This is a genomic window from Kitasatospora sp. P5_F3 (assembly GCF_054049135.1).
Genome location: NZ_JBFUMY010000003.1, coordinates 86,290 through 100,017, shown reverse-complemented (window position 1 = coordinate 100,017; position 13,728 = coordinate 86,290). Strand labels below are relative to the sequence as shown.

Here is a 13,728-nt window from a genome sequence, read left to right as displayed (position 1 = left end):
GTTTCCAGCAGGTGAGAACTAGAAGACCCGCACGTGACGCCCGCCCACAGGCAGGGTCTAGATGTACCCCTCGCGCAGCGCGTGGGCCACCGCGTGGGCCCGGTTGCGCAGGTTCAGACGGCTCGTCAGGCCGTGCAGCACGTTCTTGACGGTGCGCTCCGAGTACGAGAGCTTGCTCGCGATCTCGCCGGTGTCCCAGCCCTCGGCGACCAGTCGCAGGATGTCCGACTCGCGCTCCGAGATTCCCGGCGGCGTGAAGCCGGGCAGCCCCTGGACGCTCCGCTGCAGCCGTCCCATCTGGGTGATCAGCCGCCCGAGCAGGTCGCCCGGCAGATCGCCCTCGCCACGCGCGGCCGCCAGTACGGCCTGCTCCAGCCGCTCCGCCGTCGCCTCCCGCCGCCGCAGGATCGCCGAGACCCCGCACTCGACGGCCTCCAGCAGATCGGCCTCCCGGATCTGATCCACCACCAGCACCACCCGGTGCTCCTCCAGGTGCACCAGCCGCCGCAGCGTCCCGGTCACGGCCCGGTCCACCGTCTCGGCCACCAGGACCGCCACCGACCCCGGGCCGCTCTCGCCGTTCTCGGCGAGCTCCAGCCCGGCGCACAGCCGGAGCTGGCTGACCGCCCCGGCGTGCGAGATCGGATCGGTGGCCTGGATCAGGACCCGGACCACGGACGGCGCTCGGAGCGTCTCGGCGACGTACTCGATGGTCACGGCTTCCCCCTGCAGTTCTCTGTACCCGGACAACGGGGGAGAACGGTCATGCTCACGCCCCACCCCGGCCCCATGCTCACCGCGAGCGGCCCGGGCCTACCATCGTGGTTGACCACGAGATCGGCCGTTGAGAGCAAGCTCACAGCCATCGGCCGACGGTCCGGGTCACCGTTCCACCGGGTCGGCCCGTGGTACCGAACGGGCGCGAAGGGGAGGGCGAACAGAGATGAACAGCAGTGCCGCCGCGGCGTGCACCGACCAGTACGGGTTCGGGCCCGACCTGGTCGAACGACGCACCGTGCTGGACGAGGCGGCCCGGCTGGCGGACCGCGCCCGGCACGGCCAGGGCAGCCTGCTGCTGCTCACCGGCCCGGCCGGCGTCGGCCGCAGCGCCCTGCTGAACGCCCTGGCCCGCTCCGAGGCCGCCCGGCCGATGACCGTCCTGCGCGCCAACTGCGCCGCCGACGAAGCCGCCCATCCCTACGCCGCCGCCCGCCAACTGGCCGGAACCGGAGTCGCGTTCGGCCCGGGACCGGACGGCGCCGCACCCTGGGAACTGCTCCGCGAACACGCCGCCCGCCGCCCGCTGCTGCTGCTCGTCGACGACATCCAGCACGCCGACGCCCCGTCCCTCGGCTGGCTCAGCCAGCTCGGCCGAAGGATCGAACGCCTGCCCGTACTGGCCGTGGTGACGGAACGTCGGCAACCCGGCCGGACCGGCCGCGCCCCGAGATTCGGCCAGGACCTCCCGGCCGGCACCGTCCACCCGCACCGGATCGGCCCGCTCACCCGCCGGGGAGTCGCCGAACTGCTGAGCACCCGGCTCGGCGGCCCGGCCCCCGACGACCTGGTAGACGACTGCCTGCGCGCCACCGGCGGCACCCCCCTGCTGCTGCACGCCCTGCTGCACGTGCTGCTCACCGAACTCGGCGGGCCCGGACACCCGCTCGGCGACACCCCGGGCGGAGCCTTCCAGGACGCGGTCGGCCACTGGCTACGAGCCGCGGGCGAACCCGTCGCCGTCGCCGCCCGGATGCTCGCCCAGCTCTCCGGCCACCCCACCGGTAGCGCCGACCTGCCCACCCTGGCCGGCGACAGCACCGGCCGGGTCGCCGACTGGCTGCACGGACTGCGCGCCCACGGCATGCTCCAGGACGGCAGCGCCGGACACCTCGACGAGTTCGCCCACCCGTGGCTGCGCACCGCCGTGCTGGCCGACTGGAGCCAGGAACGCCGGGCCGAGGTGCACCACCGGCTCGCCGCCCTGCTCTACGACCGGGGCGAGTCCGAGGAGCTGATCGCCGACCACCTGCTGCACACCGAGGTCTGCGGCACCGAATGGGCCGCCGACGTCCTGATCGGCGCGGCCCGCACCGCCCAGCGCACCGGGCGCACCACCCACGCCGTCCGGCTGCTCCGCCGGGCCCTGCGCGAGCCGCTCACCGGCTACCGCCGCGGCACCGTCCTGGTCGAACTCGGCTGCCAGGAAGTCACGTTGGGCCCGCCCGAAGCCATCACCGGCACCCGGCACCTGGCCGAAGCGGTCCGCCTGCACCAGTCCGACGAGACGATCTTCGAAGCCGCCAACGCGCTCGGCTCGGCCCTGGCGGGCCGGGGCGAGACCGCCGCCGCGCTCGAGGTGATGGAGGACCTGGCCGAACGGTTCGCCGACCGCCCCGAACTGGCCCGCGCCGTGCACGCCGCCGCCGCCCTGATCGCCTCGCACGACGGTGCCAGCTGGCTCCAGGTGGTCGAGGGGCTGCGCCGGATCGAGGCCCGCGCCCCCGACGGCCTGGCCCCGGCCGCCCTCGGCGTGCTGACCGAGTACGGCGCCACCAGCGGACTGCTGTCCGCCGCCGAAACCGCGGAGCGGATCGGGCAGTTGACCACCCGCGCGCTGGACACCTTCTCCCGCAGCTACGTCAACGCCACCGCCGCCACGCTGGCCCAGTGGGCCGACCTGCTCCCGCTCGCCGACCGGCTGGTGGCCGACGGACTCGCCGCACACCGGGGCACCCCCCTGCACCCCGCCTACCAGTGCCTGCTCAGCGTCCGCGCCGAGAGCCGGATGATGCGCGGTCAGTACGCCCTGCTGCTCGCCGAGTTGACCTGCGCCGAGGACCCCCTGGGCGTGCTCGCCCTGAACAACTCGCACCTGACCTCGCAGGCCGTCCTCGCCCTGCTGGAGACCGGCCGCTTCACCGAAGCCCGCCAACTCACCGACGCCGCCGTGGCGGAGACCCCCGAAGGCGGCGAGTGCTCGTGGGAGTGGAACGAACTGCTCTACGCCCGCGGCCTGCTCCGGCTGGGCACCGGCAGCCCCGCCGCGGCCCTCGCCGACCTCCAGGAGTGCGGCCGACGACAGGACGAACGCCGGGCGATCAGCCCGATCGTCACCCCCTGGCGGTCCGCCGCCGCCGACTGCCACCTGCTGCTCGGCCGGCCCGGCGCCGCCGCCGAACTCGCCACCGAGGAACTGCGGTTGGCCCGGATCTGGGACACTCCCCGGACCATCGGCCGCGCCCTGCGCGCCCTCGGCGCCGCCACCGGCGGCCGACCGGGGCTGACCACCGCGGGTGAGGCGGTCGAACTGCTGCGCGCCGACGGCCTCGAGACCGAGCTGGTCCCCGCCCTGATCAGCCTCGGCCGGCTGCTGCTCGGCAGCGGCCGCCGGGCCGCCGCCCGGGACACCCTGCGCGAAGCGGTCACCCTGGCCGAACACATCGGCGCACTACGGCTGGTGGCGGTCGGCACCGAACTCCTGCTGGCGTCCGGCGCCCGCCCGGTCAAGCAGCGGCACACCGGCGCCCAGGCCCTCACCGACAGTGAGCGGCGGGTCTGCCGACTGGCCGCCGAAGGCCACTCCAACCCCGAGATCGCCGAGCTGCTGCATCTCGCCCTGCGCACCGTGGAGACCCATCTGACCAACAGCTTCCGCAAGTTGGGCATCCGCCGCCGGGCCGAGATCGCCGCCCGGCTGTCCGACTGCGCCTGAACCGGCTCTCAGACGGCTTGCCCGCGGCCTCAGAGCAGCCCCGACAGCCGGTCCACCTCCGCCTTCAGCGCCGCCGTCGGGTCCACCCCGCCCGGCGCCAGAGCCTCCCAGCAGCGGGCCCGGACGTAACCGTCCAGCGCCACCGGCAGCTCCCAGCCCACGATCCGCCGCACCAGGCCCTGCTCGGCCGCCCCGAGCGCTGCCAGCAGCGACTCCGCGCCCACCGAGGCCGGCAGCCCGATCGAGGCCACCCGCTCCGCCAGCGCGGCCAGTTCCGTGGCCGGCTTCGGCTCAGGCGGCGGCGGTGGCACCACGATCGCCCCCGCCAGGTACATCGCCACCACCACGGCCGGCCCCCAACTGCCGGTCAGCCCGGCGAAGTAGAGCCCCAGCCCACCTGCTCCGCCCGCGCAGCCGACCAGGTTGCGCTTCGACTCCAGGTACGCCAACACCCTACTGATAGCCACGGATCTCCTCGAACGCCCCGTCCAGGGAGCTCGAACCGTCGAACAACTTGCCGCCGGTCAGCTCCGCGATGCCCTGCAGCTGCGCCTTGGCCGCGTCCCCGAACTGGATCGGGAAGACCGGCACCGCCCGCTGGCGCTCCGTCAGCCCACCGAACCAGCTGCGGAACTCCGCCTCCTTCATCCCCTCGTTGCTCTCTCCGTCGGTCATCAGCACGATCGAGGTGAAGCGGTCGTCACCGGCCGCCGCCTGCTGCCGGGTGAGCAGCTCGTACGCCTCCCGCAGGGAGCTGTACACCGCCGTCCCCTCGTTCGCCTGCATGGCCCGGACGTCGGACTCGATCCGGGCCAGCTCCGCCGCCGGCGCCCTGTCGGGCACCGCGTACGTCCGCTCCGACTTCACCTTCGAGGCGAACTCGATCAGGGTCACCTCCTCCCGCTCCCGGAACCGCCGTACCCCGCGCGGATCCTGCAGACCGGTCAGCCGTGCCATCGCCGCCTTCAGGGCCTCCAGCCGGGGCCCCTTCATCGACCCCGAGGTGTCCAGCACGTAGACCGTCCTGGACGGCCGGCGCAGATCGTTCTGGTACGTCGACAGCAGCCCGTCGGCCACCGCCCGGCTGCCCGGGAAGGGCAGCTCCCGGCGCAGGTCGGTCGGCACCCCGGCGGCCGGGGTGACGTTCGGTGTCACCGGGCGGCGCAGCGTCGCCGCCGAGATCTTCTGCTGGGTCTCGGCCGTGGTCAGGTACTTGGCCAGCCGCTGGAAGGAGTCCTGCGCGGGCTGCCCGGCCGAGGCCAGCAGCGAGAGCGGGTAGTCCGCCGAGATCACCCCGTCCACCGGCCGGATCACGGTCAGCCGGTCGGCCTCGGGCAGCGTCCGGTTCATCGAGAGCAGCACCGACTCGTAGTTCACCAGCGCGCCGACCTTGTTCTGGCCGGGCTTCTGGTACGCCTCGGCCAGCCAGCCGGAGGAGCCCGAGGTGAGCCGCTGCCCCGAGAAGAACCGCTGGAGCGAGGGCGCCGCCTTGGTGACGTCCGCGTCCGTGAGCGCCGAGCCGGCCCCGGAGAAGGCCGAGGCCAGTGCCACCAGGGCGGAGAATCCGGAGTTGGAGCGGGACGGGTCGGCCATCCCGTAGGACAGCTTCCCGGCCGCCGCCGCGTCCCCGAGCTGACCCCAGGTCACCTGCGAACCGGCGCCCCAGCCCAGCTCGCTGAGCATGCCCGAGCGGACCCCGACCGCGACCGGCGTGGTCATCACCGGCGTCTCCGAGAGCAGCTTGCCCTTGGCGGCCGGGTCCAGCCGCAGGTAGCGGTTGGACGGGAACCAGACCGCGTCGTACTTGGCGTCCGCCTGCCCGGCCGCGACGGTGTCGGCACCGTCCAGCGAGCCGGTCCAGGTGAACTCCACGCTGACCCCGGTGGCCTTCTTCGCCTCGGCCAGCACCGGTGCCATGTCCTGGAGTTCACTGCCCGCCAGCACCCGCAGCACGCCGTCCTTGGGCGGGTTCGGGGCCGGGTCCGGCGTGGTCGGCTCGCTGGTGCAGGCCGTCGCGGCCAGGGCCAGGGTCAGCAGGGCCGGAACGATCCTTCGGAGCATCGCTGTTCTCATCTCACTTGCCCTTCGCCGCTTCGACCAGCTTGGCCAGCATCGGGACGGCTGCCACCTGGGCCTGCTTGATCTTCGCGACGGTCAGATCCGCCGCGAAGGTCGGTCCCTCCCCGTGTCCCGCCAGGGCCTGGGCGAACGCCGCCAGGTCGGCCGTCGGGCGGAAGCCGTGCTGGGCTTCCAACGCCCGCAGTTTCGGGCTGTCCCGGAGCAGTTCGGCCACCTTCCGGCCCTCCGGGGTCAACCCGACGGCGGTGTGGTCACTCCATACGGTGGTGTCCGGGTAGAGCACCACCAGGTCAGCCGTCGAAACTCCGTGCGCCGTCAGCGAGGCCACCTGGGACTCGTAGACCAGCACCAGCGGGTTGCCGACACCGGACTTGAAGTCGCTGAACGGGCCGTCGGAGCTGGTCTTCTGGTCACCCTGCTTGTCCGTCAGCTTCTTCAGCAGCGGCGCGACCTCGGCCACCGCCGCGTCGTCGGCCACCACTCGCTCACCGTTCGCCAGGTACGAGACGGCGGCCAGGTGCAGCGCCCCCGAGGAGGAGGTGCGCGGATCGGTGGTGGTCAGGTAGATCTCACCGGACAGATCGGCGTGTCCGGCGGTGTCCTTGAGGTCCGACCACCTCCGGTTGTTCTTGACCGCCTCCAGGTACGGCCCCATCCGCAGCTTCCACGGGTTCGCGTCCGTGTGCTCGGCCAGACCGTTGCTCTGGAGGACGTCGGCCACCGCCTTGTGCGCGATCACCACCAGCGGCGAGTAGAACGGCCGGACCGGCTCGGCGGTGATGCCCTTGCTCTTCGCGATCTCCTCGGCAGGGCCCCGGCTGGACGGAAAGGCCAGGTCGACGTCCTTCAGGTCCGCGCTGGCCATCGACCAGGAGCCGATGGTCTGCGGCCGGACGTCCAGCCCGTTCGCCTTGAACTCGGCAGCCACCGCCGGGTCGTTGAAGAACTCGGCCTTCTCCGAACCGATCAGCACCTGGACCCGCTTCGGGTCGGCCCCACCGCTGCTGTTCAGGAAGACCACATAGCCCACCCCGCACAGCAGTCCCACGGCCACCAGCACGCCGATGACTCTTCTCATCGCCAACCCTTCCCCCTTTGAGCGGCAGTTCAGGACCCTGAGCGTCCCGCCCGGCCGGGAGCGGAGTGCGAAGCAAGGATGAACCAGGGGTGAACAGGCCTTCACGGAACCGCATCAGAACCCCAACAAGGGCCTGGCCCAACCGAACTCACGACGTGTCACGTCGTTCACCCAATCGTTCAACAACCGCCATGGTGAAGTCGGCCGGAACGTCGATGTTACGTGTCGGTAATGCCTAGGCTCGGTGCCATGCGCCGAGCAAAAATCGTCTGTACTCTCGGGCCCGCCGCCGACTCGTACGACCAGATCAAGGCACTGGTCGAGGCCGGCATGGACGTCGCCCGCTTCAATCTCAGCCACGGCTCCCAACTCGAACACGAGGAGCGTTACCGCCGGGTCCGCAAGGCCTCCGACGAGACCGGCCGCAGTGTCGGTGTCCTGGTGGACCTCCAAGGTCCGAAGATCCGACTCGACACCTTCGCCGAGGGGCCCGTACTCCTTGAACGCGGCGACGAGTTCACCATCTCGGTGGAGGACGGGGTGATCGGTGACCGTGACATCTGCGGCACCACCTACCGCGGCCTGGCCAACGACGTGTCCCGCGGTGAACGCATCCTGATCGACGACGGCCGGGTCTGCCTCGAGGTCACCCACGTCGAAGGCCCCCGGGTGCACTGCATCGTCATCGAGGGCGGGCTGATCTCCGACCACAAGGGCCTCAACCTTCCCGGCGTCGCCGTCTCGGTGCCCGCGCTCAGCGACAAGGACGTCGCCGACCTGCGTTGGGCCCTGCGGACCGGTGCCGACATCATCGCGCTCTCCTTCGTCCGCAGCGGCAAGGACATCGAGGACGTCCACCGGATCATGGCCGAGGAGGGCCGGTCCGTCCCGGTCATCGCCAAGATCGAGAAGCCGCAGGCGGTCGACAACCTGGAGTCGATCGTCGACGCCTTCGACGGCATCATGGTCGCCCGTGGCGACCTGGGCGTCGAAATGCCGCTGGAGCAGGTGCCGTTGGTGCAGAAGCGGGCCATCAAGCTGGCCAAGCGGAACGCCAAGCCGGTGATCGTCGCGACCCAGATGCTGGACTCGATGATCAACGCCTCCCGCCCCACCAGGGCGGAGGCCTCCGATGTCGCCAACGCGGTGCTGGACGGCACCGACGCGGTGATGCTCTCCGGCGAGACCTCGGTCGGCAAGTACCCGGTCGAGACCGTCAAGACGATGTCCCGGATCATCACCGCGGTCGAGGAGGACACTCTTGCGGCCGGCCTGCCCCCGCTCACCGAGCGGAACAAGCCCCGCACCCAGGGCGGCGCGGTGGCCCGCGCGGCCGCCGAGATCGGCGACTTCCTGAACGCCAAGTACCTGATCGCCTTCACCCAGTCCGGCGACACCGCCCGCCGCCTGACCCGCTACCGCTCACCCATCCCGGTGCTCGCCTTCACCTACGAGCCCGCCGTCCGCAGCCAGCTCTCGGTCACCTGGGGCGCCGAGACCTTCCTCGGCCCGTTCGCCCCCACCACCGACGAGATGGTCGCCCAGGTCGACGCCCAGCTGCTCTCCCTCGGCCGCTGCCGGCTGACGGTGCGGCACCCCTTGGGACGGGGTGCCGCACCGTCAGTACTTGGGCCGGTCGTGCGCAGAGAAGGTCCGACAGCGATCGCGCCGCTCAGAAGAGTGAAGATCCGCGAACAGGTCAGCGACCTTGGAAAGGAAGGAAAGTGCCCCGGGTGGGATTCGAACCCACGCTGGATGGTGTTTGAGACCACTGCCTCTACCGCTGGGCTACCGGGGCGCCCGCAGAATCGAAGGTGGCCCCCGACCCTGTGCGACCAAACATACCGTGTCTAGGTAGGCTCGTGCATGCAGCACCCCGCCGGAACGAGGAGCCCCGTGAGCACCGCCGACGAGCAGGCCCAGCCGCTTGACACCGACTTGCCCCAGATCACCCGCATTGTCATCGCCGAGGACGAGACCCTGATCCGTCTCGACCTCAAGGAGATGTTGGAAGAAGAGGGGTACACCGTCGTCGGCGAGGCCGGGGACGGCGAGACGGCGGTGCGGTTGGTCGAGGAGCTCAGGCCCGACCTGGCCATCCTGGACGTGAAGATGCCGATCCTGGACGGGTTGTCGGCGGCCGAGCGGATCCACGAGGCGAACCTCGCTCCCGTCCTGATGCTGACCGCGTTCTCGCAGCGTGAGCTGGTGGACCGGGCCCGGGACGCCGGGGCGATGGCGTACATCGTGAAGCCGTTCAGCAAGAGCGACCTGGTGCCCGCGATCGAGATGGCCGTCTCGCGGTACACCGAGATGCGCACGCTGGAGGAGGAGATCGCCGACCTCACCCAGCGCCTGGAGACCCGCAAGCTGGTCGACCGCGCGAAGAGCGTGCTGCAGACCAAGTTCGGGCTGAACGAGCCCGCCGCCTTCCGCTGGATCCAGAAGACCTCGATGGACCGCCGGATGACCATGGCCGCCGTCGCGGAGGCCGTGATCGAGGAGGGCGTCGCCCAGGACAAGAAGAAGGCCGAGCCCACCGAGCCCACCGAGGCCTGAGCGGGCAGCACGAAGGGCCCGGCCGAGACGGCCGGGCCCTTCGCGTTGACGGCGGGTCAGTCCTCGCCGAGGTAGGCCTTGCGGACCGAGTCGTCGCCGAGCAGGTCGCGGCCCGTCCCGGTGAGGACGATCTTGCCGATCTCCATCACGTAGCCCTGGTCGGAGAGCGAGAGCGCGGCCTGGGCGTTCTGCTCGACCAGCAGGATGGTGGTGCCGGAGGCCTTCAGTTCGACGATGGTCGCCATGATCTTCTGCATCATCAGCGGGGACAGGCCCATCGAGGGCTCGTCCAGCATCAGCAGCTTCGGACGGGACATCAGGGCCCGCCCCATGGCGAGCATCTGCTGCTCGCCGCCGGAGAGGGTGCCGGCCGCCTGCTTCCGGCGCTCACCGAGGATCGGGAAGAGGGTGTAGGCCCGCTCCACGTCCTCGGCGATGCCGGCGGTGTCCTTCCGGAGGAAGGCGCCGAGCAGCAGGTTCTCCTCGATCGTCATCCGGGGGAAGATGTGCCGGCCCTCGGGGGAGTGCGCCAGGCCGAGCGAGACGATCTTGTGCGCGGGCACCGTGCCGAGCGGCTGCCCGTCGAAGGTCACCGTGCCGCCGGTCGGCTTGAGCAGACCGGAGAGGGTGCGCAGGGTGGTGGTCTTGCCCGCCCCGTTGGTGCCGATCAGGGTGGTCACCTCACCCTGGTTGACGGTGAAGCTGATGCCCTTGACGGCCTCGATCTTGCCGTAGGCGACGCGGAGGTCCTTGACCTCAAGCAGCGCGGTCATGTGGCGTCCTCCGCCTGCTCGTCGGTGCTGGTCGCGGTCTCCAGCGGCGCACCGAGGTACGCCGTGATGACCCGCTCGTCGTTCTGGACGGTCTCCTTGTCGCCCTCGACGATCTTCTGGCCCTGGACCAGGACGGCGGTCCGGTCGCAGAGGTTGAAGATGAACTTCATGTCGTGCTCGATCACCAGGATCGCGATGCCCAGGTCGCGGATCGCGAACACCAACTGCTCGGCGGCGTTGGTCTCCTGGGGGTTCATCCCGGCGGTCGGCTCGTCCAGCAGCAGCAGACCGGGGTCGCTGGCCAGTGCCCGGGCGATCTCCAGCTTGCGCTGCTCGCCGTACGGGAGGTTCCGGGCCAGGTGGTCGGCCTTGGCGGCCAGGCCGGTGAACTCCAGCAGTTCCAGGGCTCGTTGACGGCTGGCCGCCTCGGCCCGGTGGAAGCCGGGGCCGCGCAGGATGGCCGAGAACAGGCCCTCCTTGGTGCGGGTGTGCCGGCCGACCAGGACGTTTTCCAGGACGGTCATGTTGCCGAACAGCCGGATGTTCTGGAAGGTCCGGGCGACGCCGGCCTGGGTGACCAGGTGCGGCTTGGGCGGCAGGACCTTGCCCTGGTAGCTGACGTTGCCCTCGGTCGGGACGTAGAGCCCGGTCAGGCAGTTGAAGAAGGTGGTCTTGCCGGCCCCGTTCGGGCCGATCAGGCCGACGATCTCGCCCTGGTTGACGGTCAGTGAGACGTCGTTGACGGCGGTGAGGCCGCCGAACCGCATGGTGACGCCTCGGACGTCGAGCAGGGGGGCACCGATGGTGGTGGCCGGGGCGGTGGTGGTGGTCATCTGGGTGTTCACGCCCCCGTCTTGGTGAGTGCGCTCTCGCTGGGCGGCGAGGCCTGGGCGGGGATGTCCGCCTCGTGGAATTCCAGCTTGGCGCGCCGGTTGGCGATCATGCCCTCGGGACGGACCCGCATCAGGATGATGAGCGTGATGCCGAAGGCCAACAGCTGGTAGTTGGAGAGGAATTCGAGCTTCTTCGGGACCAGGAAGAGCAGCGTCGCGCCGACCAGCGGCCCACTGATGGTGCCCATGCCGCCGAGGATGACGGCGGCCAGCAGGAAGGCCGAGTTCGGCGGGAGCGCCTCGGCGAAGGTGTACTGGTCGGGGGTGACGGTGTAGCTGACGTGGGCCTGGACGGTACCGGCCAGACCCGCCAGGCAGGCGCCGAGGGCGAAGGCGAGCAGCTTGAGGCGGAAGCCGTTGATGCCCATGGCCTCGGCTGCGGTCTCGTCCTCGCGGATGGCGACCCAGGCGCGGCCGATCCGGGAGTTGCCGACCCGGGCGAAGACCAGGACGACGAACGCGGTGACGACCAGCATCAGCAGGTAGTAGTTGGAGAAGCGGCCGAGTTCGACACCGGCGATGAGGTGCTTCTGGCCGAGGTTGAAGCCGAGGATCTCCAGGTCCGGGATCCGGGGGATGCCGTTGGAGCCGTTGGTGATCTTCGGCCCGGTGGTCCCGTTGAGGTTGTTCATGGTGATGCGGAAGATCTCGCCGAAGCCCAGGGTGACGATGGCGAGGTAGTCGCCGCGCAGCCGCAGGGTGGGGGCGCCGATCAGTACGCCGAAGACCATGGAGGCCGCCGCGCCGGTCAGCATGGCTGCCCAGAACGGGAACTGGACGTGGATCGGGGAGGCGGGCGAGCCGGAGACCAGGGCGGCGGCGTACGCGCCGACGCCGAGGAAGGCGACGTAGCCGAGGTCGAGCAGACCGGCCAGGCCGACCACGATGTTCAGGCCCAGGGCGACGGTGGCGAAGATCAGGATGTTCGCCGCGACCGAGGTGTACTGGTCGCTGGTCTGGGTGAACGGGAATCCGGCGGCGGCGGCGAAGGCGGCGCCGGTGGCGACCGAGCGGTGCTTGATCGTCAGGGCCCGCAGCCGGGGCAGCAGCCCGGACTTGGACAGGGCGGCGACGACGAACCCGGCCAGGATCAGGTACCCGGCGAACAGCTCGCCGTACTCGGTGTCGATGCCGAAGGTGATCGCGAACAGGCCGATCGCGAAGGCCACCACGATGAGCAGCACCTCGACGGTGGAGGGCAGCTGACGGGCCGTCGGAAGCGGCTGGTCGGTCTTGGCGAGGCGCAGGCCCCAGCTGGTGCCCTTGGGGTGGCGGTCGACCGGCAGGCCGAGCGCGCCGACCAGGGCGACCAGGGAGGCGAGGCCGGCTATCCAGCCGCCCGGTTCGAGGTTGGCCAGGCCGTTGAGGTCGACGGCGATGGCGATGATGGTGAACCAGGTGACGGCGGCGCCGCCGAACGCGGCGTACAGCAGGCCGTTGTCGCTGCCGCTCGGGCTGGTCCAGCGCAGGCCCGGGACGCCGTAGGAGGCGAGGGCGAGGACCAGGGTGAGCAGACCGGCGGTGAGGGTCAGCCACTGGAGGCCGCCCGGGTAGCCGGTGACGGTGAGGTCGCCGGGGAAGTCGGCGGTCCAGGTCCAGGCGAGGAAGGCGGAGACGGTGGTGGCCAGCGCACCGACGGCGGTGACGGCGCGGGCGGCGCCGAGCGGGAGGGGGATGACCGGGGTGGTCTCAGTGCTCATGGTGGTCACGCCCTGTCCGCGACGCGCTCGCCGAGCAAGCCTTGTGGCCGGACGAGCAGTACGACGATGAGGAGTACGAAGGCCCAGACGTCCTTCCAGGCGGCGCCGCCGAAGAGGTCCATACCGGGGACGTGCTGGATGTAGGCGGTGGCGAGTCCTTCGGTGAGGCCGAGCGCGAGGCCGCCGAGCATGGCGCCGTAGATGTTGCCGATGCCGCCGAGGACGGCGGCGGTGAACGCCTTGAGGCCGAGCAGGATGCCCATCCGGGAGTCGACCTGGCCGGTGCGCAGGCCGTAGGCGACTGCGGCGACTGCGGCGAACGCGGCACCGATGGCGAAGGCCATCACGATGATGCGGTCGGTGTCGATGCCCATCAGCTTGGCGGTGTCCGGGTCCTGGCTGGTGGCCTGCATGGCCCGGCCGGAGCGGGTCTTGGCGACGAACCAGCCGAGGACCATCATGCAGAGCGGGGCCGCGATGATCAGGAAGATGTCGCTGCGCTGGATGGTGACGCTCGCCAGCTCGAAGGGGTCACCGGGGATCTTCGGGAAGACCCGGGCCTTCTTGGCGTCCGGGTAGAAGGAGAAGACCAGCTGCTGCAGCACGATCGAGAGGCCGATGGCGGTGATCAGCGGGGCGAGCCGGGGGGCGCCGCGCAGAGGCCGGTAGGCGAACCGCTCGGCGCCGACGGCGACCAGGGTGGAGACCAGGATGCCGGCCAGCAGCATGAGGGGGATGGCGATCCACAGGCTGGTGCCGCCGGGCAGGGCTAGGAAGGCGGTGAGGGCTCCGAAGCCGCCGACCATGAAGATCTCGCCGTGGGCGAAGTTGATGAGCTGGACGATGCCGTAGACCATCGTGTAGCCGATCGCGACGAGCCCGTAGGGGGGGGGGGGGTGGGGGGGGGGGGGGGGGGGGGGGGGGGGGCGGGGCC

9 protein-coding genes, 1 tRNA gene and 2 pseudogenes are annotated in these 13,728 nt (G+C 71.0%); 3 read left to right on the top strand and 9 right to left on the bottom strand.

The window, feature by feature from the left end:
- Positions 1-57 precede the first annotated feature (57 nt).
- Entirely contained in the window at positions 58-717 is a 660-nt protein-coding gene (locus ACXJMZ_RS02115; RefSeq protein WP_457028236.1) for a response regulator transcription factor, read from the bottom strand.
- Between the two features lie 226 nt (positions 718-943).
- Between ACXJMZ_RS02115 and ACXJMZ_RS02110 the strand changes: the two genes are divergently transcribed.
- On the top strand, positions 944-3,712 hold the full coding sequence (locus ACXJMZ_RS02110; RefSeq protein ID WP_457028235.1) for an AAA family ATPase: 2,769 nt from the start codon (positions 944-946) through the stop codon (positions 3,710-3,712).
- Positions 3,713-3,741: 29 nt separating this feature from the next.
- Here ACXJMZ_RS02110 and ACXJMZ_RS02105 read toward each other — a convergent pair whose 3' ends face one another.
- Genes ACXJMZ_RS02105 through ACXJMZ_RS02095 form a run of 3 tightly spaced genes read right to left on the bottom strand, consistent with a single transcriptional unit; the run spans position 3,742 to position 6,869 of the window.
- The gene (locus ACXJMZ_RS02105; RefSeq protein ID WP_457028234.1) at positions 3,742-4,179 is read right to left on the bottom strand and encodes a hypothetical protein; all 438 of its coding nucleotides are present in this window, start codon (positions 4,177-4,179) and stop codon (positions 3,742-3,744) included.
- On the bottom strand, positions 4,166-5,773 hold the full coding sequence (locus tag ACXJMZ_RS02100; protein ID WP_457028233.1) for an extracellular solute-binding protein: 1,608 nt from the start codon (positions 5,771-5,773) through the stop codon (positions 4,166-4,168). The genes ACXJMZ_RS02105 and ACXJMZ_RS02100 overlap by 14 nt, the downstream gene beginning before the upstream one ends.
- A 13-nt stretch (positions 5,774-5,786) precedes the next feature.
- Positions 5,787-6,869: a hypothetical protein gene (locus ACXJMZ_RS02095; RefSeq protein WP_457028232.1), complete on the bottom strand. Its 1,083-nt coding sequence runs from the start codon at positions 6,867-6,869 to the stop codon at positions 5,787-5,789.
- 249 nt (positions 6,870-7,118) lie between these two features.
- On the opposite strand from ACXJMZ_RS02095, the pseudogene pyk reads away from it, so the two are divergent.
- Positions 7,119-8,501, top strand: a pseudogene (gene pyk / locus ACXJMZ_RS02090) (pyruvate kinase); the annotation flags it as partial.
- 93 nt (positions 8,502-8,594) lie between these two features.
- Here the strand turns inward: pyk and ACXJMZ_RS02085 are convergent.
- Positions 8,595-8,667 (bottom strand) — tRNA-Leu (locus tag ACXJMZ_RS02085).
- A 98-nt stretch (positions 8,668-8,765) separates the two neighbouring features.
- Here ACXJMZ_RS02085 and ACXJMZ_RS02080 point away from each other — a divergent pair.
- Entirely contained in the window at positions 8,766-9,428 is a 663-nt protein-coding gene (locus tag ACXJMZ_RS02080) for an ANTAR domain-containing response regulator (protein ID WP_457028231.1), read from the top strand.
- A 56-nt stretch (positions 9,429-9,484) separates the two neighbouring features.
- On the opposite strand, the gene ACXJMZ_RS02075 is transcribed toward ACXJMZ_RS02080, so the two are convergent.
- From ACXJMZ_RS02075 to ACXJMZ_RS02060, 4 genes and pseudogenes are all read right to left on the bottom strand, one after another.
- On the bottom strand, positions 9,485-10,201 hold the full coding sequence (locus ACXJMZ_RS02075; protein WP_457028230.1) for an ABC transporter ATP-binding protein: 717 nt from the start codon (positions 10,199-10,201) through the stop codon (positions 9,485-9,487).
- A complete protein-coding gene (locus ACXJMZ_RS02070) occupies positions 10,198-11,034 on the bottom strand; it encodes an ABC transporter ATP-binding protein (protein WP_457028310.1) in 837 nt (278 codons plus the stop codon). Before ACXJMZ_RS02070 ends, ACXJMZ_RS02075 begins: the two co-directional genes overlap by 4 nt.
- Positions 11,035-11,042: 8 nt before the next feature.
- Positions 11,043-12,794, bottom strand: a complete 1,752-nt coding sequence (locus ACXJMZ_RS02065; protein ID WP_457028229.1) for a branched-chain amino acid ABC transporter permease — start codon at positions 12,792-12,794, stop codon at positions 11,043-11,045.
- Positions 12,795-12,799: 5 nt separating this feature from the next.
- Positions 12,800-13,678 (bottom strand): annotated as a pseudogene (locus ACXJMZ_RS02060) (branched-chain amino acid ABC transporter permease); the annotation flags it as partial.
- Positions 13,679-13,728 lie beyond the last annotated feature (50 nt).